The sequence below is a fragment of the Amycolatopsis orientalis genome (genome assembly GCF_000943515.2).
Lineage (GTDB): Bacteria > Actinomycetota > Actinomycetes > Mycobacteriales > Pseudonocardiaceae > Amycolatopsis > Amycolatopsis orientalis.
The window spans coordinates 2,450,958-2,472,140 of the sequence record NZ_CP016174.1; the positions used below are offsets into that span (position 1 = coordinate 2,450,958).

The 21,183-nt window shown below is 67.4% G+C and carries 16 protein-coding genes and 2 pseudogenes; 4 read left to right on the top strand and 14 right to left on the bottom strand.

What is annotated here, in order from left to right:
* Window positions 1-43: 43 nt before the first annotated feature.
* A pseudogene (locus SD37_RS44275) lies at window positions 44-466 on the bottom strand (AAA family ATPase); the annotation flags it as partial.
* A gap of 100 nt (window positions 467-566) precedes the next feature.
* Here SD37_RS44275 and SD37_RS10830 point away from each other — a divergent pair.
* The 4 genes from SD37_RS10830 to SD37_RS10845 are packed head-to-tail and all read left to right on the top strand — an operon-like array spanning window position 567 to window position 5,605.
* The gene (locus tag SD37_RS10830; RefSeq protein ID WP_052674982.1) at window positions 567-2,144 is read left to right on the top strand and encodes an ABC transporter substrate-binding protein; all 1,578 of its coding nucleotides are present in this window, start codon (window positions 567-569) and stop codon (window positions 2,142-2,144) included.
* A gap of 5 nt (window positions 2,145-2,149) precedes the next feature.
* The gene (locus SD37_RS10835) at window positions 2,150-3,109 is read left to right on the top strand and encodes an ABC transporter permease (RefSeq protein ID WP_044851942.1); all 960 of its coding nucleotides are present in this window, start codon (window positions 2,150-2,152) and stop codon (window positions 3,107-3,109) included.
* Between the two features lie 4 nt (window positions 3,110-3,113).
* Window positions 3,114-4,853 (top strand): dipeptide/oligopeptide/nickel ABC transporter permease/ATP-binding protein, encoded by a 1,740-nt coding sequence (locus tag SD37_RS10840; RefSeq protein ID WP_044851943.1) that lies wholly within the window; start codon window positions 3,114-3,116, stop codon window positions 4,851-4,853.
* Window positions 4,850-5,605: an ABC transporter ATP-binding protein gene (locus tag SD37_RS10845; protein ID WP_044851944.1), complete on the top strand. Its 756-nt coding sequence runs from the start codon at window positions 4,850-4,852 to the stop codon at window positions 5,603-5,605. Before SD37_RS10840 ends, SD37_RS10845 begins: the two co-directional genes overlap by 4 nt.
* Here the strand turns inward: SD37_RS10845 and SD37_RS10850 are convergent.
* From SD37_RS10850 to SD37_RS10905, 13 genes and pseudogenes are all read right to left on the bottom strand, one after another.
* Window positions 5,573-5,818 (bottom strand): hypothetical protein, encoded by a 246-nt coding sequence (locus tag SD37_RS10850; RefSeq protein ID WP_052674983.1) that lies wholly within the window; start codon window positions 5,816-5,818, stop codon window positions 5,573-5,575. The two genes, SD37_RS10845 and SD37_RS10850, sit on opposite strands and share 33 nt — an antisense overlap.
* A gap of 5 nt (window positions 5,819-5,823) precedes the next feature.
* On the bottom strand, window positions 5,824-7,809 hold the full coding sequence (locus SD37_RS10855; protein WP_065913086.1) for a carbamoyltransferase family protein: 1,986 nt from the start codon (window positions 7,807-7,809) through the stop codon (window positions 5,824-5,826).
* A 5-nt stretch (window positions 7,810-7,814) separates the two neighbouring features.
* Window positions 7,815-8,036: a hypothetical protein gene (locus SD37_RS43690; protein WP_236725505.1), complete on the bottom strand. Its 222-nt coding sequence runs from the start codon at window positions 8,034-8,036 to the stop codon at window positions 7,815-7,817.
* A gap of 132 nt (window positions 8,037-8,168) precedes the next feature.
* Window positions 8,169-9,814, bottom strand: a pseudogene (locus tag SD37_RS43700) (carbamoyltransferase family protein); the annotation flags it as partial.
* A gap of 629 nt (window positions 9,815-10,443) precedes the next feature.
* Window positions 10,444-11,577 (bottom strand): glycosyltransferase, encoded by a 1,134-nt coding sequence (locus tag SD37_RS10865; protein WP_145926595.1) that lies wholly within the window; start codon window positions 11,575-11,577, stop codon window positions 10,444-10,446.
* A 23-nt stretch (window positions 11,578-11,600) separates the two neighbouring features.
* Window positions 11,601-14,234 (bottom strand): BTAD domain-containing putative transcriptional regulator, encoded by a 2,634-nt coding sequence (locus SD37_RS10870; protein WP_065912793.1) that lies wholly within the window; start codon window positions 14,232-14,234, stop codon window positions 11,601-11,603.
* A 51-nt stretch (window positions 14,235-14,285) separates the two neighbouring features.
* On the bottom strand, window positions 14,286-16,523 hold the full coding sequence (locus SD37_RS10875; RefSeq protein WP_044856727.1) for an ABC transporter ATP-binding protein/permease: 2,238 nt from the start codon (window positions 16,521-16,523) through the stop codon (window positions 14,286-14,288).
* Between the two features lie 62 nt (window positions 16,524-16,585).
* On the bottom strand, window positions 16,586-16,849 hold the full coding sequence (locus SD37_RS10880; RefSeq protein ID WP_236725334.1) for a DUF5132 domain-containing protein: 264 nt from the start codon (window positions 16,847-16,849) through the stop codon (window positions 16,586-16,588).
* Window positions 16,850-17,177: 328 nt separating this feature from the next.
* Window positions 17,178-17,840 carry an O-methyltransferase gene (locus tag SD37_RS10885; protein WP_044856725.1) on the bottom strand — a complete coding sequence of 221 codons (663 nt, stop codon included), beginning with the start codon at window positions 17,838-17,840 and terminating at the stop codon, window positions 17,178-17,180.
* A complete protein-coding gene (locus tag SD37_RS10890; RefSeq protein WP_174567831.1) occupies window positions 17,833-18,912 on the bottom strand; it encodes an HAD-IIIC family phosphatase in 1,080 nt (359 codons plus the stop codon). The genes SD37_RS10885 and SD37_RS10890 overlap by 8 nt, the downstream gene beginning before the upstream one ends.
* Complete coding sequence (locus SD37_RS10895; RefSeq protein ID WP_044856724.1) at window positions 18,909-20,018, bottom strand: acyl-CoA dehydrogenase family protein; 1,110 nt, start codon at window positions 20,016-20,018, stop codon at window positions 18,909-18,911. Before SD37_RS10895 ends, SD37_RS10890 begins: the two co-directional genes overlap by 4 nt.
* Window positions 20,008-20,259: an acyl carrier protein gene (locus SD37_RS10900; RefSeq protein WP_044856723.1), complete on the bottom strand. Its 252-nt coding sequence runs from the start codon at window positions 20,257-20,259 to the stop codon at window positions 20,008-20,010. Before SD37_RS10900 ends, SD37_RS10895 begins: the two co-directional genes overlap by 11 nt.
* Window positions 20,256-21,101, bottom strand: a complete 846-nt coding sequence (locus tag SD37_RS10905) for a 3-hydroxyacyl-CoA dehydrogenase family protein (protein ID WP_044856722.1) — start codon at window positions 21,099-21,101, stop codon at window positions 20,256-20,258. The genes SD37_RS10900 and SD37_RS10905 overlap by 4 nt, the downstream gene beginning before the upstream one ends.
* Window positions 21,102-21,183: the final 82 nt, after the last annotated feature.

The window sequence follows — 21,183 nt, forward strand, 5'->3', positions numbered from 1 at the left end:
ACCGTGTTCGCCGCGCCAAATAGAGGAGGCAACGCAAGGAAACGGCGTCCGCGAAGTGGACGTCGTCGATCCCGAGCACCACCGGTCTTTCTCGCGCGAGAGTGTGCAGCGTGCTCAGCAGTTCTCGAAAGAGATTCGGGAGAGGTGCTTCGCGATGGTCGATCTCCGGGAAAAGCTGGTTCATGACACCGAGAGGGAAATCGGTTTCGAACTCCGAACAGCCGGCTCGGAGGACCAGGGCGCCGTCGTGATCGGCTTGGCGGGCGAACGCTCGCAGTAACGAAGTCTTCCCGTGTCCCACCGCGCCTTTCGCCAGTGCGACCCGTCCTTTTCCGGCGCGGCATTGATCGAACAGGCGGCGGAGAGTGTCCAGCTGCTCGGTTCGATCCATGGGGAACAACTTTAGGAGCCGATCTTCGGAATGCCCATGGGGTGATACTCCAGCTTCCGCCCACTGCGAGGTCATCGAAGGCCAATCGGGCCAATTCCCTTGACCCGCCTAGGTGAACCGAGCAATCTCTGAATGGCCAGCCGGATCTCCGAACCCCGGTGGAGAAAGGTTCGCGGTGAAACGTGCGCAGCTGAGAATCGTGGCGTATTTCCTGACCCTTCTCGTCTTGTCCGCGTGCGGTACCGGCGTACCGGGCGAGGTGCGACTCGCCGAGGGTGGCACGTTCCGCCAGGTGCTCGGCTTGGAAATACCGAGCTTCCATCCGTATCGCGATCAGGTCGCCGCCGTCTACTCGACGCTGCTGTACGACTCGCTGGTGAACGTGACTTCCGAGAACAAGGTGGTTTCCGGGCTGGCGGCGAAATGGAGCGCGACGACGACATCGGCGGAGTTCACCCTGCGCGACGACGTCACCTGTTCCGACGGTACCCCGCTGCGCCCTGCCGACGTCGCGAACGCGCTGAACCATCAGCGCGATCCGGTGCTCGCCCCGGCGGCCGCCGCCGCGCTGGCCACCGTGCCGGCCTTCACCGCGAACGCCGACGATACGACGAGAACCGTGACGATCCGGATGGCGGCACCGTACAGCTTCATCGTCCGGTTGCTGGGCACCAGGCCGATCGTCTGTCCGAAGGGGATCGCCGATCCCGCGAGTTTCGAGAAGGCGTCGGCGGGCACCGGTCCCTATGTGCTGAGCCAATACACGTCTGGCGGGCCGTACCGGCTCGAGGTGCGCACGGGGTACCGCTGGGGGCCGGACGGAGCCCGGACCGACGAGCCCGGTGTGCCCGCCGCGATCGTGCTGAGCGTGGTCCCTTCCCCGGCGACCGCGGCCAACCAGCTGATCGCCGGGGACGTCGATGCCTTCTACACTCCGGATCCGGACTCGGTGCGCGCACCGGGACCCGACGTGACGAGACTGGAAGTACCCGCCGTGACGGGTATGGCCTCGTTCAACCAACGCCCGGGGCGGGCGACCGCGGATCCGCATGTACGCGAAGCATTACTCGCCGCCATCGACCCCGGTCAGGCGGCCGCGGTGGCCACCGGGGGCAAAGGCAGGCCAGCACGGACGCTGATGCCCCCGGCGGCGTTCTGTTCCGGCGACACGGTTTCCACGAACCGGCCCGGCTATGACCTCGCCGCGGCTGCCCGTCTGCTGGACCAAGCGGGCTGGGTACCGGGCACGGACGGCGTGCGCGTGCGTGACGGCAAACGGCTTCGGCTGAAAGTGGTCACCTTCGCCACGAGCGCGCAGCTGCGCGCGACCGCGGAGTTCCTCGCGGGCGAATGGAAGAAACTGGGCGCCGAGGCGGTCGTCGACGAGGTCACCGTCATGGCGTTCATCACCGTGACCCAGCAGGGCGGTGAGTGGGAGCTCGCGCTCGGTGCCGGTGTCACCGGTTCGCTGCCTTCGGACGCCGCGCCGTTCTTCTCCGGGCCGATCCCGCCGCAAGGACGTAACGCCGGCGCGGTCGACAATCCCGAGTACCGGCGCCTGGTCGCGCAGGCGTCCGCGATGCAGGACGAGGCGAGCTGCCCGGTCTGGCAGCAGGCCGAGGCGGCGCTGGTGAAGCGGGCCGACGTGTTCGCGATCGCCGAGACCACGGCGATCTGGTTCACCGGCAAGGCGCGGTTCCGGGTGGCCGCCGACACCACCATCGCCCCCACGAGCATCCGGCTGACCAGGTAGCGCGGATGACGAGGGACCGGCATCCGCTCGTGGTGTTCACGGCGAGAAGACTGGGGCGCCTGACCGTGGCGTTGCTGGTGGTGGTGATCGCGTCCTTCGTGCTGATCCACCTCGTCCCCGGCGATCCGGTCCGCGCCGCCCTCGGCGCGCAGGCACCGCCGGAGGTGATCGCGGCGCGGACCGCGGAACTCGGCCTGGACCGGCCGCTCCCGCAGCAGTTCTTCGATTACGTCGGTGGCCTGATGCGCGGTGACCTCGGCACGTCGCTGGTGTCCCGTGAGGAGGTTCGGACGATCATGTCCACCCGGCTGCCGAACACGCTCGCGCTGGCCGGGCTCGCCTTCGCGCTGGTGGTCCTGATCGCGATCCCCGCTGGCCTTGGCATGGCCGTGTACACGCGAGACGACCGGCATCCCGGCGTCGAATCCGGCTTCACCGGGCTGTCCGCGACGCTTGGCCTGATTCCCAACTTCGTGCTGGCCACCCTTCTCGTCGCCGTCTTCGCGGTGGCATTGCGCGCGGTTCCGGTCGCGGGAATGGCAGAACCGGCGTCGTACGTGCTGCCGGTGCTTTCGCTCGCGCTGGGACCGGCGGCGCTGCTGGCGAGGATCGTCCGGGTGGAAGGCCGCAAAGTACTCGGCGAGGACTACATCCGCACCGCACGGGCGAAGCGGCTGCCAGCGCGGCTGATCTACCTCCGGCACGCGCTGCCCGGCATGCTCACCGCGACCCTCACCGTCGGCGGCATGCTCCTGCCCGGGATGGTCGCCGGGACCGTGCTCGTCGAGAACGTCTTCGCCTGGCCTGGGCTGGGCAGTCAGATCACCGGAGCGGTGCTGGTGAAAGACTACCCGGTGGCCCAGGCGGTGGTGCTCCTGCTCGGTGTCCTGGTGCTGGTCACCAACGTCCTGGTCGACCTCGCGCTCGCCGTGCTCGATCCGCGCTCCACGATCAGGAACGGGTGAGCCGGTGAAGGGATTCCGTGCGCCGGTCGCGACCCTCTTGTGCGGCGTGGTCCTGCTGTTCGCGCTGATCGGTCCGGTCATGTGGGGAGCGGCGGCCGAGACCGTCGACACCGGCGCGATCTGGCAGGCACCTTCGGCCGAGCACCTTCTCGGCACGGACGGCCTCGGCCGCGACCTGCTGGCCAGGGTTCTCGTCGCGACCAGGCTGTCGATAGTGCTCGCGGTTTCCGCGACGCTGCTCGGGGCGATGGCCGGGGTGCTGCTGGGTGTGCTGCCGTCGGTGCTCGGGCCGGTCGCCGGGCGGGTGATCGGCACGGTGATCGACATCCTGCTGATGTTCCCCGCGTTGCTGATGGTCATGTTCCTGGCCATCGTCTTCGGCGCCGGGACGACAGGGGTGCTGGTCGCCTTCGCGATCGCTTCGATGCCCGGCTTCGCCCGGCTGGCACAGACTCTGGCCGCCTCGGTGTCCGACGCGGACTTCATGGCCGCCGCCCGTGTGCTCGGCGTACGGCGGCACCGGCTCCTGTACCGCCACGTGCTGCCCAACATCGTCGAGCCGCTGGCGATCACGGTCACTTCGTCGCTCGCGTTCGCGCTGGTGGCCATCAGCGGGCTGAGCTTCCTCGGACTCGGGGTCGGCTCGCCGTCCTACGACTGGGGGCTGCTGCTCGGCCAGGGCCTGGACCGGATCTACTCCTCGCCCGCCGCGGCGCTGGGGCCGGGAGTGGCGATCGTACTGGCGGGGCTGGGTTTCCAGCTGTACGGCGAAGCCCTCGCGCGGGCCGCGGGCGGCCGGCGACGAGAAGCCCGGTTCGGCGGCGGCCAAGCCCCGGCCTCGCCAGGCAGCGTGTTGCGAGCACGGTCGCTGACTGTCGAGTTCCCTGGTGCGCAGCCGGTCCGGGGAGTGGATCTCACGATCGGCAAGGGGGAGGTCGTGGGGGTGGTGGGGGAGTCCGGTTCGGGCAAGACGCTCACCGCGCTCGCGGTGGCCGGTCTCGTCCCGCACCCCGGAAGGGTGTCCGCGCGCGAGCTCGAGCTCGACCGCGGTGCGCTCGCGATGGTGTTCCAGAACCCCGGGGCGGCGCTGCATCCGACTATGCGGATCGGCAGGCAGCTGGCAGAGGTCGCCGAAGTGCACCAAGGTCTGTCCAAAAAGGACGCGATGAGCAAGGCGGTTTCGAAGCTGGACGTCGTGGCGATCCAGGACCCGCCGAGGCGGGCCCGTCAGTACGCGCACGAGCTGTCCGGCGGGATGCAGCAGCGGGCGGTGATCGGGATGGGCCTGATGGGGACTCCGGACCTCGTCATCGCGGACGAGCCGACCACCGCGCTGGACGTGACCGTGCAGCGCCGGATACTGGGATTGCTCGCCTCGATCAATGCCGACACCGGTGCCTCGGTACTGCTGATCAGCCATGACCTGGCGGTGGTCGCCGAGATCAGCGGCCGGGTGCTGGTCATGTACGCCGGCCTGATCGTCGAGGAGCTCCCAGTGATTGCCTTGCATGCCAGAACACCCGCGCACCCCTATACGGCGGCTCTTCTGGCGACCAGCGTCGACCTGGACACCGACCGGGACCTGCCGCTCGCCACCATCCCCGGCCGCCCGCCCGCCGAAGTGCCGGACGGCTGTCCGTTCGCCCCGCGCTGTCGCTGGGGCACGCACCGGTGCACCACCGAAACACCGCCTTTGCGCGAACGCGCACCGTCGCACCGAGTCGCTTGCTGGTATCCGCGGTGAGCGGCCTGAGCTTCGACCGGCTCACCGTCCGGTATCCAGGAGTCACCGCCGTGGACGACGTCAGTCTCGAGGTCCCGCACGGCCGGATCGTCGGCCTGGTGGGCGAATCCGGCTCGGGCAAGTCCACGCTCGGCCGCGCCGCCGTCGGCCTCGCACCGGTGCGGGCCGGGAGGGTACTGCTCGACGGGGAGGACATCACGCAGGCGAAAGGAGCACGGCGACGACGGCTCGGCGGCCGGATCCACCTGGTGTTCCAGAACCCGCACAGTGCGCTCGACCCCCGGATGACGGTCGGAGAGACGGTCTCGGAGGCCCTGACCGTGCACCGTGGGCTACGCAGGAGTGAACGGCGTTCCGAGGTCGCCCGGCTGCTCGACCTGCTGGAACTGGACCCGACGTTGGCGTCGGTCTTGCCTGGCGCGCTTTCGGGCGGCCAGCGGCAGCGGGTGGCCTTGGCCAGGGCGCTCGCGGTGGAGCCGGAGGTGCTGATCGCGGACGAGATCACGTCGGCGCTGGACGCTTCGGTGCAGTCCGCGATCCTGAACCTGATCCGCGAGCTGCGGGACAAACTGGAGCTGACAATCCTGTTCATCGGGCACAATCTGGCCGCTGTCCGCTACGTCGCCGACGTCATCGCCGTGCTGCGTCAAGGCGAACTCGTCGAGGTGGCCCCCACCGACAGGTTGTTCGCCGAGCCCCGGCATCCGTACACCCGCGCCTTACTGGATTCCGTCCCCCGGATCGGCCGCTAGAGCGAATCTGATCGCCGAGGTCGCGGCCCTGGTCGCGTTGAGCGCTTCCTGACAGGTATCGGTGGCGGCCGAGCGTTCGCCGAGCGCGGCACAGATGCGCTCGGCCGCCTCGAGACAGGCGAGGCCGGCCTCGACCAGCGGGTCGGTGCGAGCGTCCGCGAGGCGGAGGCTCAACCGGCGGATTTCGGTGTGCAGCTCTCCGGCGACCGACATGGAGGTCAGGCCGGGGTGAGGGTGAAGAAGCGTTCCTGCCAAAGGGCGTACAGCTCCGCGTGCAGATCCTGGGTGAGCCCGAGTTCGCCCAGTGTGGTCTTCCCATCGGCCTTTTCCAGCACGGCGAACAGTTCCGGAGATACCGAGGCGCGGGGGCCGGTCGCGTAGTCGAGGAAGATTTCCCTTGTCATGCTTGGGCCCTCGGCGATTCGCAGGTGCTCGGCCAGCCGGGTGGTGGGCCGGAAGCCGACGGTGGCGTGGGCGAGGTTGTGGGTCCAATGGGGTTTGCGGGTGATGAGGTGGTTTTCGATGATGAGGTGGTCGAGTTCTGTGGTGAGGTAGCAGGTGAGGGCGTCCTGGAGGGTTTGGACGATGGGTTCGGCGTTGTTGTTGAACGAGGTGTTGAGGAGTACCGGGGTTCCGGTGAGGTTGCCGAATTGGGTGACGAGTCGGTGGAATGTGGGGTTTGTTTCGGGGTGGATGATTTGGAGGCGGGCGGTTCCGTCGATGTGGGTGACGGCGCCGAGGTGTTCGCGGTGTTCGGGGCGGACGTTGAGGACGAAGGACATGAAGTCGTGGTTGCCTTGTGTGGTGGGGATTTCGAAGTAGGTGTCGGCGGCGTCGAGGGTGGTGACGGGGGCGAAGGGGCGGTAGCTTTCGCGTTTTTTGACCATGGCGTTGATGCGGGTCTGGTTGGTTTTGGGGCGTGGGTCGGCGATGATGCTGCGGTTGCCGAGGGCGCGTGGTCCGAATTCGGATCCGCCTTGTGCCCAGCCGAGCACGGCCCCGTCGGCCAGGAGCTGTGCCGCCCGATCGACGATGTCGTCGGGCTTTTCGATGTCCACCCACCGGCTCCAAGCCTGGAGAGTGGATTCGATGTGCTTTTCGGTGCCCAGCGTGGGACCGAAGTCTGCGGCGCGCAGCCGGGACGGGGTGTGAGCGGCCCCGAGCCGCTGCGCGGCCAGCAGTGCCGCGCCCTCGCCCGCGCCGGAGTCGTGCGACGCGGGATGCACAAAGACCTCGTCGAAGAGGCCGGAACGGAGGACGACACCGTTCAGGCTCGAGTTGTGCGCCACACCGCCACCGAAGGCCAGCTTCCGCAGACCGGTGAGCTCGGCCCAATAGGACAGGACGTGCAGGACGATCGTTTCGACCGCTTCCTGAATGCCGGCGGCGATGTCCATGTGCTGCTGGGTGAACTCCTCGCCCTTGCGTCTCGGCAGGATCCCGTGATCGAACAACGTCGGGCCGACGACGTTCAAGCCGAGATTGCTCGCCGCGATCTCGTAGTTTCCCTTTTCCTGCAACGTGTAGATGGACTTGAAGATCTCCCGGTAGGCGCTGGGGTCGCCGTACGGCGCCAGGCCCATCACCTTGTACTCGTCGCCGAATCCGTAGCCGAGTTGCTGGGTCGCGGTCAGGTAGAGCCTGCCCAGTGAGTTCGGGATCGAGTACGACGCGAGGCTTTCCAGTCGCCGGTCGTCGCCGCGGTACACGGTGCCGGAGCTGTCCTCGCCGGCGGCGTCCATCACCACCACGAGCGCTTCGCTCATGCCCGAGCGGGTGAAGGTGGACTGCGCGTGCGCCAGGTGATGCGGACTGTAGAAGAGCTTGTCGTCGGGCAGGTCCCAGTCCAGTTCGCGCTTGAGCCAATCCTTGATCAGCTGTCGGCTGTACCGGGTGGGTGCCGAGCTGTTCACGGTGTACAGGAAGTTCAATGACTGATCGATGGTTTCTTCGGGAAAATAGTAGCCAACTGCGTCGATGTCGGCGGGTGTGACGTTCGCGCGTTCGAGGCAGGCGCGGATGGCGTTGATCGGGAACTTGGTGGTCTTCTTGATCCGGTTGAGCCGTTCCTCTTCCACCGCCGCGATCAGCTCGCCGTCGCGGATCAGGCAAGCTGCGGCGTCGTGGAAGAAGTACTCCATCATGCCGTCCACCAGATCGGTGTCCGCGCCGGAGAAGTTGCCGTTCAGTCCGAGCACCAGCATCTCGTTCACCGGCCAATCGGGGTGAGGGTGAAGAAGCGTTCCTGCCAGAGGTTGTAGAGCTCCGCGTGCAGATCCCGGGTGAGTCCGAGTTCGCTCAGCGGCGTTCGTCCGTCGGCCTGCTTGAGCACCGCGTACAGCTGTGGTGAGACATCGGCCCGCGGACCGGTCGAATAGTCGAGCCGGATCTCCCATCCTTCAACGGGTTCCCCCTGCGGACCGGACTTCACGATCCGGGCCAGCCGGGTGGTCGGCCGGAAGCCGACGGTGGCGTGGGCGAGGTTGTGGGTCCAATGGGGTTTGCGGGTGATGAGGTGGTTTTCGATGATGAGGTGGTCGAGTTCTGTGGTGAGGTAGCAGGTGAGGGCGTCCTGGAGGGTTTGGACGATGGGTTCGGCGTTGTTGTTGAACGAGGTGTTGAGGAGTACCGGGGTTCCGGTGAGGTTGCCGAATTGGGTGACGAGTCGGTGGAATGTGGGGTTTGTTTCGGGGTGGATGATTTGGAGGCGGGCGGTTCCGTCGATGTGGGTGACGGCGCCGAGGTGTTCGCGGTGTTCGGGGCGGACGTTGAGGACGAAGGACATGAAGTCGTGGTTGCCTTGTGTGGTGGGGATTTCGAAGTAGGTGTCGGCGGCGTCGAGGGTGGTGACGGGGCGAAGGGGCGGTAGCTTTCGCGTTTTTTGACCATGGCGTTGATGCGGGTCTGGTTGGTTTTGGGGCGTGGGTCGGCGATGATGCTGCGGTTGCCGAGGGCGCGTGGTCCGAATTCGGATCCGCCTTGTGCCCAGCCGAGCACGGCCCCGTCGGCCAGGAGCTGTGCCGCCCGATCGACGATGTCGTCGGGCTTTTCGATGTCCACCCACCGGCTCCAAGCCTGGAGAGTGGATTCGATGTCTTGTGGTGTACCGAGCGTGGGCCCGAGGTCGGCGTTGCGTAGCCGTCGCGGCGTGGCGTGTGTGGTGCCGAGTTGTCGCTGGGCCGCCAACGCCGCGCCTTCCCCGGCTCCGGAGTCGTGCGACGCGGGGTGGATGAAGACTTCCTCGAAGAGACCGGAGCGGAGGATGACACCGTTGAGGCTGGAGTTGTGGGCGACGCCGCCGCCGAAGGCCAGCTTCCGTAGACCGGTGAGCTCGGCCCAGTAGGACAGGACGTGCAAGACGATCGTTTCGACTGTCTGTTGGATGGCGGCGGCGATGTCCATGTGCTGCTGGGTGAACTCCTCGCCCTTGCGTCTCGGCAAGATTCCGTGACCGAACAAGGCCGACCCCAGATTGTTGAGCCCGAGTGCGCCCGGTGTGAGTTCGTAGTTTCCCTTTTCCTTCAAGGAATACAACGATTCGAAGAGCTCTCGGTAGGTGTTGGGGTCGCCGTATGGTGCCAGGCCCATCACCTTGTACTCGTCGCCGAACTTGTACCCCAGCTGCCGGGTCGCGTCGAGATAGAGTGATCCGAGGGACTTCGGGATCGGATACGAAGTGAGGGCGCGCAGATCTCCGCCTTCGGCATGATAGACCGTTCCCGAACTCTCTTCCCCCATGCCGTCCATGATGACCACCAGTGCCTCGACCATTCCCGAGTGGAGATAGGTGGACAGCGCGTGCGCTGTATGGTGCGGGCTGTAGAAGAGCTTGTCATCGGGCAGGTCCCAGTCCAGCTCTTTCTTGAGCCAATCCTTGATCAGCTGCCGGGTGTACCGCGTCGGTGTTTCGCGGTGCTCGGTGTACAGCTGGTTGAGGACCATATCCATGTGGTCTTCGGGAAAGTAGTATCCGACGGCGTCGATCTCGTCGGGCCGGACGTTCGCCCGGTCGAGGCACGCGCGGATGGCGTTGACCGGGAACTTGGTGGTCTTCTTGATCCGGTTCAGCCGTTCCTCTTCCACCGCCGCGATCAGGACACCGTCACGGACCAGACTGGCCGAGGAATCGTGGCAGAAGAACTCCAGCATCCCGTCCACCAGATCGGTGTTCCCGGCGGAGAAGTTCCCGTTCAAACCGAGTACGAGCATTGCTTCACCGGACCAATCGGTGTCGATGGAACCGCCGGAGCCAGCCTAGCCGGCGGGCGGCCGGGTCCGGGAGTTCCGTGGTTCCACTGCCCGCCCATTCCCTCGAGAGGTAAGGCAAAGAGCGTGTTGGCGCGGGTGGTCGTGAGTGGTTTTTCGGGTTCTATAGCGGGGTAAGGCAAACGTGGCGTGATCGGCTCGCTGCCGTGAAGGTCCCCCTTGTCTGCCCTCACGGTAGTGAAGGAGGCCTTCACTACCGTGTGCCCGGCGAGGGGTTCCCCGAGGAGGCGGGGCGCGCCTCCTGACTGTCCATAAAGGACAGTTTTAGCGACTCGGTGTCCGATTGATGTCGATCTGTGCGGTCCTGCGCGGGGTCGCGAGGCCGGGCAAACTGCTCAAGTCGGACATTGATCGCCGGGAAGGCGTCCCTTGTGGGCACCCGTGGTCACGGCCCGGCTTCCGTCAGCCAGTCCGGACCCGCACCGGGACGCGCCACATTTGGCTTACCCCTCAATAACCCGAATCGCCGCTCACGACCCACGCGAGTCACGCCTCCGCTCACGCCGAGCCCTGTGTACCCAGTCCGTGAAGGCCTCCTAGCCGGGGCCTGCTCTCCGCTGACGTCGCGAAAGTCACGACCTGGCGAGTGCCACCAGTCTCTCGGCGATCTCGTCGACATGGGGCAGGGCAAGCAACTCGCGCTGGGCGTGACGCGCACGTGCGGTGATCTCCGCACTGTCGAGGACTTTCCGGCACACGTCCGCGATTTCGGAAGAACCGGCCTGCTCGCCCAGCCCGAGTTCCGCCACCTTCCGCGCGTTGTCGAGCTGATCGCCGAACAGGGGAGCGACCACCATGGGCACGCCCGCGCGAAGGGCCTCGCGGACACTGTTGTAGCCGCCGTGGGTCACGAACAGCTGGACGGTCTCCAGGAGCAGCGGTTGTGGTACGTGATCGACCAGCCGGACATTCGGGGGAGTGCCCGACCGCGGAAACCGCACCCCGCCGGTCGACACGATCGTCTCGCAGTCCACTTCGGACAGTGCGTCGACCAGCGCGGTCAGCGCCCGCACCGGATCGGCGGGCATGGTCGACGCGATCCCGTTGTCCAGTGACTTCGCGGCCATCGGCAATGCGACGCCGATGGCGCCGTACACCAGGGGCTTGCCAGGGTCGAGTTCGGTGATCCAGGCAGGAAGCGCGCATCCGTTCCCAGCCGCCGGCTGCCGGTAGGCCAATGCCGGCGGAATCCCGTCTGCGGCGAACGAGTATCGCGGGGGAAGTGAATCGATGCGGCCGTAGCGGTAGATCGCGAGCGGGTCGTCCTGGACGGTCAGCCCGAATTCGGCACGGCGCTCGTTCAACAACGGCGCGATCAAGGCGGGGTCCAGAGTGTTGACCGCGCCGGACGGCGTCGCCACATGCGGTACACCGAGATGCTCCGCGACAAGGCAGCCACACAGCTCCATACCGTCGCGGAGTACGAGGTCCGGCCCGTACCCGGTGGCTATCCTGAGCAAGTCCGGATAGCCGCGCGAGAGTAGCGGTCGCCCGGCGATGACCTTGATCACCTGGTCATGGCCGGTATCGATGCTCTCCGACCAGCATTCGGCCTGATCCGGCAGCGCGGCGACGGCTTCGAGCCCCGCCGAAGTGAACTCCTCGACGAGCCGGGGTACGCACGCGACCAGCACCTCGTGCCCCGCCCGGGCCAGCGCGGACGCCGCCGGGATCATCTCCCGCGCGTGTGAGGGAGCACCGGTCACCGTGCACAGTATGCGCAGTCCGCTCACGAACCGACCCTCGCACTAGGGATCATCTCGGCGTCGCGCTGCACAGGCACGAGGGCCGCGGTGAGGGATTTCGAACGGTGGTACTCCAGCAGGAGTGCGTCCCGCCCGGGCTGGAGCTCGACCCAGGTCGCGGCCCGCTGGTGCTTGTCCGCGCGGACGGCCTGAGGAATCGTCCGGTAGGCGATGTCGCGGATCAGCTTGTGCCGGAACTCGTAGGTGGTCACACCTGGTTCCCTGGTGCGGACGCGGGCGAGCAGGCCGTGTCGTTCGAGATGTTCCAGCGCGCCCGACACCTCGTCCTCCGCTTGGCCGCCCACCGCGCTCACCCCGTCCGCGCGGATCCCGGAGCGGATGACCGCGGCGTCGACAAGGACAGTTTTGGCGGCGACGGGCAGACTGTCCAAACGGGACGCGACAGTGCGGTGCACCAGTTGCGGCACGGGTGGACCGTCCCCGGCGGCGTTCTCGGGCAGCATCCGTGCGAACGCTCCGGCGAAGAGCGGATTCCCGCCGATATGCGAGAGAAAGGAACGAAGTGCCCGACCGGTGCTCCTGCCGTCGTGCAGGATGGCCAGCAGCCTGGTTATGTCCTCATCGGACAGCGGGTCGAGGGTGATCGTGGTGGCACCGGCCTTGCCGCCCGCCCAAGTGGGCCGGCGGTCCAGCAACTCGGTCCGCGCGGTGACCACCACCAGTATCGGGAACAGCCCGGCGTTGCCGGTGAGATGGTCGATGAAGTCCAGCAACAGATCGTCGCCGAGATGGAGGTCTTCGATGACGAGCACGAGCGGTTCCTCGGCGCTCGCCGCGTCGAGGAACTGGCGCCAGGCAGGGAAGGAATCGCGCGAGATCTCCGTGTCCGTGCCGAGTCCGAGCAGGCCGCGCAAGTGGGAGAGCAGCCATTCCGACCTGGCCTCGTCTCCGGTCAGTCCGGTCACCGTTTCGGTCAGTTTGCGATTCGCGCGCTCCGCGGAGTCGACTTCGCTTATCCCCGAATAGGACCGCACACAATCGGCCAGTGCGGCCAGCGTGCCCGGCGTTCCGAACCGCGAGCACCGGCCGGTGACGAACCTGGCACGAGCCGACGTCGCGTGGTGGAACTCGGCGATCACCCTGCTCTTGCCGATCCCGGGTTCGCCGAGAACGGTGACCAGATGCGGCCTGCTCCGGGTGTCGACCTGGTTCAGCGCGCCGAGCAGCATCCCGAGCTCGCGATCCCGGCCGACGAATGGCGCCGTCGACGGGACCTGCGACTGCCGCGGCAGCACGGTCACGGCCGGTGACCCCTCGTCGTGGCTTTCGGCGTTGGCGTAGGCGATCTCGGTGTCGCTGGCGGATCTGGTCTCCGCGCAGACCCGCACCTCGTTGTCCGGGATCCGGGTGAGCAGCCGCAGGCAGCGGTCGAGCACCGCGCCGGTGACCATCGGCGGTTCGCCGGCGTCGCCCTGGTGTCGGCGGACGAGCGCGTCGCCCGTCGCGACGGCGACCGCGGTGGTCAGTGTGCTGGTGCGGCCGGTGGGGTGGAGCAGCCGGTCCCTGATGGCCAGCGCCGCCCGCACCGCCCGCGTGGCGTCGTCTTCCCGGCAGCGCACCGGGCCGAACAGGGCGAGCCAAAGCGGCCCGATGGTACCACCGATGATGCCGCCGAGCTGTTCGGTCTCTTCCCGGATCGTCGCCGCGACGTGCTGCAACTCGGCGTCGACGTGTTCGGGGCCCGCGTCGCGGACGTCGTGGCCGAACCGGGTCATCACGACGACGACACTGACCCATTTGAGCTCCGCGATCTGCCCGGATGGCTCCCGCCGCGGTTTCGGGGATAGCGCGGTCACCTCCACCGGACGCGGGGACTCGGCGGGGACCGGCCGGGAGGGCTCGATCGCCAGTTCCTGATTGAGGATCGCCTGCTCCAGTTCCTGCAGCTCGCGACCGGGGTCGAGCCCGAGGCCGTCGACCATCCTGGTCCGGAGGCGGCGGTAGACGCCGAGCGCGTCGGCTTGACGTCCGTTCTGGTAGAGCGCGCGCATCAACTGACCGCACAGGCGTTCCCGCAGTGGCTCCGCCTCGACCCACGTCTCCAGCTCGTGCATGACTTCGCCATAGTGGCCACACGCGAATTCGGCTTCGACGTAGTCCTCGATCGCGGCCAGCCGCGCGTTGCGGACGGTCGTCAGCACCGGCCAGTCGATGCCGAGTTCGACGAGATCGGCGAGGACAGGGCCGCGCCACAACGCCAACCCCTCACGCAGGGTGCTCGCGGCCTGGAGCCAGTCGCCGTCCGCGAGCTTCTTCCGGCCGTCGCTCACCTTGTCGTGGAAGCGGTTCAGGTCGACGCTGTCCGACGGAGCGCGGAGCAGATAGCCGGGAGCGTGCGTCAGCAGAACGGTGGAATCCGAGTCGTACCCGCTGGGAGACAGCAACTGACGCAGCCCGGAAACGGCGTTCTGCAGCATCTTCCGCCCCGTGGTCGGCATCTCGACCGGCCAGAGCGCCTTGAGCAGGGTGCTGGTGGCGACCACGCTGTTGACGTGCAGGAGCAGAAAACCGAGCGCGGCACGTTGCTTGCTGCCGTTCACCGGCAGCGGTCTGTCTTCGTCGACGACCTCCAGCGGGCCTAACAACTGAAATCGCATGTCTCCCCCTGGCGTGAGGTTGCGGTGGTGTTTGGACGTTTCGGTCACCGATCAACCGGCCTCGCCGACCTGCAGTCGCCAGAGTGAGGCGTAGACGCCGTCGAGCCGCAGGAGCTCGTCGTGGGTGCCCTCCTCCGCAGGCACTCCGTCCGTGCCCATGACATAGATGTGGTCGGCGTGCCGGATGGTCGAGAGCCGGTGCGCGATGACGACGAGCGTCCTGTCCCGCGCGAAATCCTTCAGCGCGTGCTGGATCGCTGCCTCGGTCTCGTTGTCCACCGCGGACGTCGCCTCGTCCAGGACGACGATCGGCGCGTCCTTGACGAACGCGCGTGCCAGCGAGACGCGTTGTTTCTGGCCGCCGGACAGGGAAACGCCACGTTCGCCGATCGTCGTGGCGTACTTCGACGGGAGCGTCTCGACGAACTCGTCCACGGCCGCCATCCGGGCGGCGTCCACCACCCGCCGGTGGCCCGCCTGGAAACTTCCGTAGCGGATGTTGTCCTCGATCGTCCCGTCGAACAGGAATGCGTCCTGCGCCACGAAACCGATCGCCCGGCGCAGATCGCGCAGCCGGATCTCGGCGATGTCCTGGCCGTCGAGGAACACCCGTCCTGAATCCGGCCGCTGGAACCGCATCATGAGCTTGGCGATCGTCGTCTTGCCCGCACCGGTCACCCCGACGATTCCGGTGACCTTCTCGGGCGCGATGCGCATGGTCAGCCCGCGCAGGACCGGGGGGCGGCCCGGATAGCCGAAAGTGACGTTTTCCAGCACCATTTCGCCCTTGACCCGGGCCACGTCCAGCCGGTGGCCGCGCGTGGCGGACTCGACCGGGAGCTCTTCGAGATAGCGGAGCCGATGCAGCGCGGCCGCGGTCTGCTGGTACCCGTCGACGACGTTCCCGAGGTTCGGCAGCTTCCACAGCACCTGCTGCGGCAGGCCGACGAGAGGGTTGAAGATCTCGAACCGGAGGGTCTCGGCGAGCACCGCGCGCCCACCGAGCAGCAGGATCCCGGCGAGTGACACGGTGGCGGACACCCGCACGGTCTCGGTGTACGAGACGGCGCCGCGGTCGAGCAGCTTGCCGCTGTCCCGGTACCGCTCGCTGAGCGCGCTGACCCGTTCGATCTCGTGGGTCTCGGCGCTGAAACTCTTCACCGTCGCGGCCGCCGCCAGGTTGTCCGTGAGCCTGCTGTTCAACGCGGACTCGTTCTCGGCGACGCGCAGGTAGTCCGGGCCGATCTTGTCGTGGTGACGGAACGAGAGCCAGGCGACGATCGGCACCGGGAGGAACGCGACCCACGCGATCTGCGGCGCGAAGACGAGGAAAACCGGTACGAGAACGACAAAGCTGGTGGTCAGCGTCAGGACCTCGTGTGCCGAGGAGGCGAGGAACGTGCCCAGCTGATTGATGTCGTCGGTCAGCAGCCTGGCCATCCGGGTGGTGCGTTCGTCCTCGAGATGCCGGAGTTCGAGGCGCTGCACGCGGGGGTACAGCCGGTCCCGCCACTCGTGCCGGACGTCGTGCGCGAGGGCACGCCACTGGATCCCCGCCGTGTAGGACAGGGCGGCGAGGCCGAGGCAGACCAGCGCGGCCGCCGCGGCGAGTACCCAGATCTGGGTGGTGGCACCGGTGAGGCCGATGCCGATCAGCGCGGCGCTCTCCCCGCGGATGAGCACGAGCACGATCCAGCCGATGACCAGCACCAGGACCATGTCCATGAGCTGTCCGAGCACCGACAGGGCCGACGCGAGATAGAACCGTTTGCGGTACCTGCCGACGATCGTCAGCAGCGGTGGCTGTTTCGCCCACTTCGGTGGCGACGGCTCCTGCCGGGCCGCGCGTTCGGACTTCCGCCAGGCGGTGCGGATGATGACCGCGGTGGTGCCGAGCACGGCGCCGAGCCCGACGAGAGGTGCCGGAACCGATACCGCGACGATCGCCGCCGTGGCACCGACGGCGACCAGGGCGAGGCCGTTATCGGTCTCGCCCTGGCCGGTCGGCGCGACCTGGCGGGAGCCGGTGATCTTGCGGACCACCGCGGCGACGGCTTGCAGCACGAGCTTGCCGACCTGCTCCCCGGTGAGCCGGGAGTCGTGGCGTACGAGCAGCCTGCCGGTGACCGGGTTCGCGCGTGCCGCCAGGACACCCGGCGCGTGGCACAGGTTCGTCTCGAGCGCGACGGCCAGCCGGGGCCGTCCGCTCACCACCCCGATGTCCCACCGCTGGCGCCCGGGAATGACCGACCTCGGCCGCACGCTCAGCTTTTCGTGCCGCCGCCCCATTGTTAATGGCATGTTTCGCTGTCACCGATTTCGTGTTCGGAGAAGTTCGCGTGCACTGGCGGTCAGGGTGCTGTTCTCTTCTTTTCGGCTTGCTCGGCGTCTCTGACCTCCGCCGCGAGATCCTGCAACTCCTCGCCTGCCTGTGCGGCGATCTTGCGCACTTCCAGCGCGACTCCGACCGACGCCCGGACGGCGCCGCGGGCCAGTGGCTTCACCATCTTGCCTGCGAGCGGGGCGATCACGAGTCCGATCAAGAAAGCCGGCAGTGGTGGTAGCATCTCGCATCCGTCCTCGTGTTCTGTGTTTTCCTGATTGATGAGAACCACTCTTGCCTCAGCCGGACTTGTCTTTATTGAATGGCAAGAACTCCGCTGGGTGGGCTCGCCGATCTTCCGGATTCCCAAGTTATCGCCGGGGTCGGGACCGGTCAAGGTAATCCATGCGCGTCACCGGTCCGGGGGTGTCGGCTCCGGTCGGAAACCGGCGGAGTTTGTCACTGTTTTTCCACTGTACGGGAATGTTCACAGTTGCTTCGGCCCGGCAGCCGACACGCGGTCGTGTCCGTAGTTGCTCCGTTGGAGCGGCTCTTCCGCGTGATCAGTCGCGCTCGGTCGCCGGTTGTCCGGCAGTCGGATATTCCTTTTCCGCCGGACATCACTTTTTCCTGGCCAGCGTGATTCCGTCGGCCATCACGATCAGGGAGAGTTCGACCCGGTCGTCGTCACGGAGCATGCTGTTGAGCTTGCGAATCGCGAGCGTGTCCTCGTCGTTCGAGTCCGGATCGGCGACCTTGCCGAGGAACAGCGTGTTGTCGATGACGATCAAGCCATCCGGACGGGTGAGAAGCATTGCTTCCTCGTAATACCAAGGATAATTCACCTTATCGGCGTCTATGAAAACCAGATCGAACCGGCCGCCGCCCTGTTCGGTGCGAAGCCCGGCCAAGGTCTCGATGGCGTCGCCGACGCGGACCTCGATGCGGTCGGCCACCCCCGCGCGCTGCCAGAAGGGTTCGGCGATCGCCGGCCATTTCGCACTGACGTCGCAGGTGACGACCCGGCCGCCAGGGGGGAGCGCGCGGGCCATGCTCAAGGTGCTGTAGCCGGTGAAGGTGCCGATCTCCAAGACTCGTTTCGCCGCGAGGAGGCCGACGAGCATCCCCAGAAACTGTCCCTCCTCGGGCATCACCTGAAGATGACGGCCTGCCGGAAGCCGCGCCGTCTCCGCGCGCAGATCGCGGAGAATCTCGTCCTCGCGCAAGGAGACCCGTCTGACATATTCGATCAGGCGATCGGTGGTGCCGATCTGCTCACCCATGTCCATTCCGTTCCAGTGCCGCCGACAAGATCTGGATGGTCTCGGTTTGCGGTCGGGCAACCGGTTTCAAGTGCATCCGCCGCACATCGGAAGGCTCGTCGAACGAGCCGGCGCAGGAACAGCCGTGGCGAGGGAGATCGTCGAACCCGGCGAACCGGTAGGCGATCTCCATCATCCGGTTGCGCCCGGTCCGCCGGAAGTCGGCCACCAGATGGACGTCCGCCGCCGCGGCGCGGCAGGCCAGCCACGACAGCAGCGCGCTGCCCGCCCCGAACGAGACCACCCGGCACGAGGTGGCGAGCAGCTTGAGGTGCCACGACAGCGGATGCCGTTGAAGCAGGACGATGCCGATCGCGCCGTGCGGGCCGAACCGGTCGGACATGCTGACCACCAGCACGTCGTGATCGGGAGCCGCGAGCAGTTCGCGCAGCGTCCGCTGGGAATAGACGACACCGGTCGCGTTCATCTGGCTGGTCCGGGCGGTCAGTTCGGACACCCGGGACAGATCCTCTTCGGTGGCCGGGCCGATTCGCATCACCAGGGACAGCGACTTCAGGAAATCGGCGTCCGGTCCGGGGAAGTCGGCGCGCTCGGCTTCACGCTGGAACCCGGCCTGGTACAGCAGTCTGCGCCGCCTGGAGTCGACGGTGATCACCGACGGGCTGAATTCGGGCAGCCGGACCAGCGCGGTGGCCTGGTCCGCGGGGTAACACCGGATGTCGGGTAGGTGGAAGGCGACCTCGGCGCGCTCGGCGGGCTGGTCGTCGATAAAGGCGATCGTGTGATCTGCGAAACCCAGCCTGTCCGCGATCCTGCGCAGCGCGCCGGACTTGGCGCCCCAGCCGATCTGGGGGAGCACGAAGTACCCGGCGATGTCGAGCTCCACCAGGCGTTCCCACGCCCGATCGTGATCGTTCTTGCTGGCGACCGACTGCAGGATGCCGCGCGCGTCCAGTTCCACGACCGTCGCGCGGACCTGATCCGGCAGCGTGACGTGGTCACCTTCGCTCAGGGTTCCTTGCCACAGTGTGTCGTCCAGGTCCCAGACGAGACACTTCACGTCGCCGGTCACCGACTGGCCCCGCTCAGCGCGTGCCCGGCGAGCATGACCAGGCACAACTCGTTGGTGCCTTCGATGATTTCCATGAGCTTCGCGTCCCGGTAGGCCCGCGCCACCGGACTTCCGGCGTGCGCACCGGCCGAGGCCAGTACCTGCGCCGCCGTCGACGCGCCGGCGGCCGCGTTGACCGCGCTGACGTGCTTGGCCAGGACCGTCGTCATCACCACATCCGGTGATCCGGAATCCCAGTGATCGCTGGCGTGCTCACAGACCCGCGCGCTGACCTGTTCGGCGATCAGCAGCCTGCCGAGATGCCCGGAAACCAGCTGATGGTCGGCGAGGGGTTTGCCGAACTGGGAGCGTGATCGCGCGTGGCTCGTCGCGGCCGCGAGGCAGCCCCGGAGCATTCCGGCACAACCCCACGCGACGGACAGCCTGCCGTACGTCAAGGCCGACGTGACCAGGAGTGAGAGTGATTGCCCGGCACCGCCGAGCAGACTGTCCGCGGGCAGCCGCACCGAATCGAGTTCCACCTCCGCGTGCCCGGCGGCCCGGCAGCCGAGCGGATCGGGGATGCGGCGCACCCGCACCCCCGGCGCGTTCGCGGGGACGACCACGGCGGCGCCTCCGTCGCCGTACCGGCCGAACACCACGATGAGGTCGGCGTAGTGCCCGCCGGTCACCCACACCTTGCGGCCGGCGAGTACCACGCTGCCGCCGTCGTCGTGGATCCGAGTCGTCATCGCCGAGAGATCACTGCCCGCGCCGGGTTCACTGAACGCCACGGCGGCGAGTTCCCCGCCGGTGAGCCTCGGCAGCAGGCGAGCGCGCTGCGCCGGGTCGCCCAGCCGCTGGATCGTCCACGCCGCCATCCCCTGAGACGTCATGACACTGCGGACCGAACCGCAGAGGCTGCCGGTGTGCGCGGTGAGTTCGCCGTTGTCACGGCTGCTCAGCCCAAGTCCACCGTGTTCGGTGGCGACCTGCGCGCACAGCACCGGACCGAGTTTGCCGAGCAGGTCCGAGGGCAGAAGCCCGGCCTGGTCCCACTCCTCGGCGCGGCCTTCGACCAGTTCGGTGATCAGTGCCGTGGCTCGTGCGAGCGGGTCAGCCGGCATGGTTTTCCCGTAGCCGGTTCACCAGGGCCGTCATCGCGTGCACCGTGCGGAAGTTGTCCAGCCGCAGGTCGGCACCGGCGATCACCACGTCGAAGACCTGCTCGATATGCACCACCAGTTCCATGGCGAACAGCGAGGACAGCCCGCCCGCGGTGAACAGATCGCGGTCGGGCTCCCAGCTGGACTTGGTGCGGGATTCCAGATAGCTCAACAAATCCTGCTCGACAGTGGACACGGTCATGGCATCGCCTCCTGGTAGTCGAAGAATCCACGGCCGCTTTTCCGTCCGAGGCTGCCTTCGCGGACCTTGGACAGCAGCAGGTCGCAGGGCAGGCAGTCTTCGTCTCCGGTCCGGGCGTGCAGCACCGTGAGCGAGTCGACCAGGTTGTCCAGGCCGATCAGATCCGCGGTGCGCAGCGGGCCGGTGCGATGCCCGAGGCAGTCGCGCATCAGCGTGTCGACCGCTTCCGCGGTGGCCGTGCCCGCCTGCACGACGCGGGCTGCGGCATTGAGCATCGGATGCAGGATGCGGCTGGTCACGAACCCGGGCGCGTCGCCGACGACCACCGGTACCCGGCCGAGCGCGGTAAGCAGCCCGGTCACCGCGTCCATCGTCACTTGCGCGGTTCCGGCCGCCCGGACCACTTCCACAGTGCCGATGAGGTACGCCGGATTCATGAAATGCGTACCGGCGAGGTCTTCCGGGCGGTCGAGGACGGCGGCCAGCTCGGCGATCGGGATCGACGACGTGTTGGACACCAGCGGCGTGCCTGGGCGCACTATGCGGGTTGCTTCGCGCAGCGCTTCGGCTTTGAGGTCCGCGCGTTCGGTGATCGCTTCGATGACGGCGGTCGACCCCGCGGCGTCGGCGGTGACGGTGCTCATCGACAGTCGGCCGGTGTCACCGTCGCTCACGCCCATCAGCCGCGCCATCCGCAGTTGGGCCTCGATATCCCGTCGTGCCCTGTCCAGCGCGGCTCGGTCGATGTCGATCAGCCGCACCGGAAAACCTTTTCCCAGCACCAAAGTCGCGATACCGGCGCCCATCACGCCCGCGCCAAGCACCGTCAGCCGGTCCGTCACCCGATCACCAGTCACGGACGTCACGGTAGGTGCGGTCTTGTTCGCCGAGGCAGGGAAGACCTTCCACTCTCCGCCCATCGGC